The organism is Nostoc sp. JL23 (assembly GCF_017115065.1).
Classification (GTDB): domain Bacteria; phylum Cyanobacteriota; class Cyanobacteriia; order Cyanobacteriales; family Nostocaceae; genus Nostoc; species Nostoc punctiforme_A.
Genome location: NZ_JABXKN010000039.1, coordinates 1 through 3,125 on the forward strand (window position 1 = coordinate 1; position 3,125 = coordinate 3,125).

General features: G+C 38.8%; 4 protein-coding genes and 1 pseudogene. 4 read left to right on the forward strand and 1 reads right to left on the reverse strand.

Features of this window, described 5'->3' with window-relative positions; translation table 11 throughout:
• Positions 1–49: 49 nt before the first annotated feature.
• Entirely contained in the window at positions 50–208 is a 159-nt protein-coding gene (locus HWQ42_RS08090; RefSeq protein ID WP_292810863.1) for a hypothetical protein, read from the forward strand.
• Positions 209–399: 191 nt separating this feature from the next.
• On the opposite strand, the gene HWQ42_RS08095 is transcribed toward HWQ42_RS08090, so the two are convergent.
• On the reverse strand, positions 400–1,677 hold the full coding sequence (locus HWQ42_RS08095; protein ID WP_292810855.1) for an ATP-binding protein: 1,278 nt from the start codon (positions 1,675–1,677) through the stop codon (positions 400–402).
• A gap of 425 nt (positions 1,678–2,102) precedes the next feature.
• On the opposite strand from HWQ42_RS08095, the gene HWQ42_RS08100 reads away from it, so the two are divergent.
• From HWQ42_RS08100 to HWQ42_RS08110, 3 genes and pseudogenes are all read left to right on the forward strand, one after another.
• A complete protein-coding gene (locus HWQ42_RS08100) occupies positions 2,103–2,630 on the forward strand; it encodes a DM13 domain-containing protein (protein WP_292810857.1) in 528 nt (175 codons plus the stop codon).
• Between the two features lie 30 nt (positions 2,631–2,660).
• Positions 2,661–2,807: pseudogene (locus tag HWQ42_RS08105) on the forward strand (SDR family oxidoreductase); the annotation flags it as partial.
• 12 nt (positions 2,808–2,819) lie between these two features.
• The gene (locus HWQ42_RS08110; protein WP_292810860.1) at positions 2,820–3,098 is read left to right on the forward strand and encodes an NADPH-dependent FMN reductase; all 279 of its coding nucleotides are present in this window, start codon (positions 2,820–2,822) and stop codon (positions 3,096–3,098) included.
• Positions 3,099–3,125: the final 27 nt, after the last annotated feature.

The window sequence follows — 3,125 nt, forward strand, 5'->3', positions numbered from 1 at the left end:
ACCATATTTTGGGTTATTTTTATCGGATTTTTCTTAACATTCAACACTTTTGCCAAATTTACAAGAATTTACAACCGAAGAACTGCGAGGGGAATTGCTGGCAATTGAAGCTGATACCTATGCTGAGTTTGTCCGCGCAGGTAAGTTAAATAAAGAACTGTCACCTTTTTTGCAAACAACCCATGACGGCACAGATGGGAAGGAATAAGTGTATGTCTCATAATAATAGCGTTTCACTTTATGATTGATACAGATTCTTGCAGAGGAAGCAGGGGGAGCAAGAATAGTGATTTGTATCAATAATTTCGTGAAATGGTATAAGCGATCGCCACTTACACAAAATTGTAAACTTTTTAGGTTCTGTCTTCATTTGCTCCAGCCGTCAAAAATACCATCCATTTACAGGCTCTCAAGAACAACCACAGGTAATTGAACACTCACTTTAGTACCTATCACAGTGTCAGATTCAATGGATAATTCTCCACCATGAGCATTGACGATACGTTTGGTAATGGCAAGCCCCAACCCAGTACCGCTTGGTTTTGTGGAAAAGAACGGCTGCGTTAGCTTTGACAAAACCTCTGAAGGAATTGGCTCACCACCATTGCAGACATTAATGCAGATTTTATCAGGAGACGAAGTATCCACTTCCCATTTAATCCCATCTCCGGCTGAGACTGCCTCACAAGCATTGCGAACAATATTAATAAACACTTGTTTTAGCTTATCTTTATCTCCTAAGATTTTGACTGTAGGTAACGCTGGAATAAATTCGATTTGCCGTGAGAGTGCTTCTGGCATCTCGCACATTGGCATCAGTAATTCACAAATAAATTCATTCACATCCAATTCACACAGTTGCAATACTTGGGGTTTGGCATAAAGCAAAATTTCACTCAGCAGATTTTCTAGCCGACTAGCCTCACTAAGTGCCAGCGATAATCGCTCAAGAGCAGCTTCAGTCAGAACAGTTTTCTTAAAATACTTCAATCCCATAATCATTGTTGTTAGTGGATTGCGAATTTCATGCACAATCATCGCCGCAAATTCACCAATACCTGCCAGCCGTTCTTGTTCTAAAAGCTTGGCTTGCGCTGCTTGTAGTTCTGCGGTGCGTTTTTCTACCTCAGTCTCCAGGATATGATTAAATTGGCACTGCTGCTGGTAAAGATGGTAATGGTCAATGGCAGTAGCAGCACGTTCAGCGAACAATTCCACAATTTGGATTTCTTCTTTTGTAAATTCCCTCGCTTGCCGATGAAAAGAGCAAACAGTACCGAAGACTTGACCTTCAGTAGTTTGCAAAGGTATCCCTAAATATGCTCGATAACCTGGCGCAGGTTTACCATATTCTGGATTAGCCACAGCATCCTCAACAGCTAATGTGCGCCCAATTTGCAAAACTGTAGCAATCAATCTACCATGCAGTGCATAAACGCGAGGTGTATCTTCGGACATTTCCAGACTACTCGCTAGAACAGTTTCAAATCCTTCTTGGCAAAAGGTAACAACCGTCCAATCAACTGCAATCAGTTCGCTAACTCCACAGGCAATGTTGTGTAAATAGCTACCTATCTCACCAGTGCGATAGTTCAAAGAGGACAAACGTGCTATTATTTGCCGCTCGCGCTGCCAAGGCTGTTGCAACAACATTTCTTCATCATTGGCTTTGCTCATGGATGCTTGTTGCATGGTTTAGCAAAATAAGTTAAAAAATCAAATATTAAATATTGGATTTTCCAGGTATTAACTCTGGATATCCTAATAATTTTGATGGGGAAATTTTACTAGATAAATGTGCTAATTGTACAGAAAAAGTATGAAATTTTACTTAAATAAATGTAAATTTATACAACAAATAGCAAGCAAACATCAGGCTATTAATTGACACTTACCGTATCTTTTTTTACATTTAATCATCAGTGATCTAAAAATTTAAATTTTGCTGAGAAATCTGTAAGAAGTTTCTAAGGGAAATATCAGTTTTTTAGATATCAATCCTTATCTATTCATAATTCTTAGATAAATTATTTAAGCAATAATCAGTTTAAAGTTCAAGCCAACAGCTATATTGCTGATTGAGGCATTGAGGAATTGAAATTATGAAATTAAGATATTTATTAATACTGGGCTTGTCTTCTCTTGTCATGGTTGGCTGCGTCCGCGAAGTCTCAAAGAACCAGGCTAATGAAAGTCCTATAGCTGTGAATGCCTCTGTTCCCGTATCTTCAACTCAGGCGAAACCGTTAGCTAACTCAGCGCAATTTCCAGATTCAACTGCTATGAAGTCAGGCACATTTGTTTCTGGAGAACAACAAACCCAAGGGAAAGTTAGTATTACCACTAAAGACGGCAAATCATTTTTACAGCTTGATGAGTCATTTAAGACTTCTGAATCAGGGCCAGATTTAGTAGTAATTTTTCATCGTTCAGATAACGTAATTAATTCAACTAAGCCACCATCGTATCCTTTAAAAAACGGAGACTACACTATCCTAGCTCCGTTACAAAAATATAGTGGCGCTCAAACATATTCTATTCCTCAAAACATTAATTTAGCAGACTACAAATCCATCGCTATCTGGTGTCGCAAGTTTAATGCTACTTTTGGTGCTGCTAGTTTGAGTTAGTAAATATTAACCAACAACTTAAAAATCAAATTAAAAAATATTCCGCTTGGTCGCTTGGGTCAACCACAAGATGTTGCTTCTTTACTCGCGTTTCTGGCTTCTAATGATGCCGACTACATTACAGGTAGCACTTTCTTTGTGGATGGTAGACTACTTTGGAATTATCAACAACAGTAGGGAGAAAAAATTATGTCAGATTCATCCTTATTTATTCCAGTTATCCTTGGTACTTCTCGTCAAGGTCGCCAGAGTGAACACGTTGCTAAATTTATCGTTGAGCAGGTTGCAGCACGCGATCGCTTAGAAACCGAATTGATCGATATTAGAAATATAGCGATCGCTAATGATGATGCAGGTGAACCACTCAAAGACCCCCAATTTTCTGCAACTATGGAACGGGCAGATGGATTAATTATCGTTGTACCAGAGTATAACCACGGTTATAAGGGAAATGCTGAAAACCCCTGAGAAACAGCAACGTAGTTGGGTATTTCG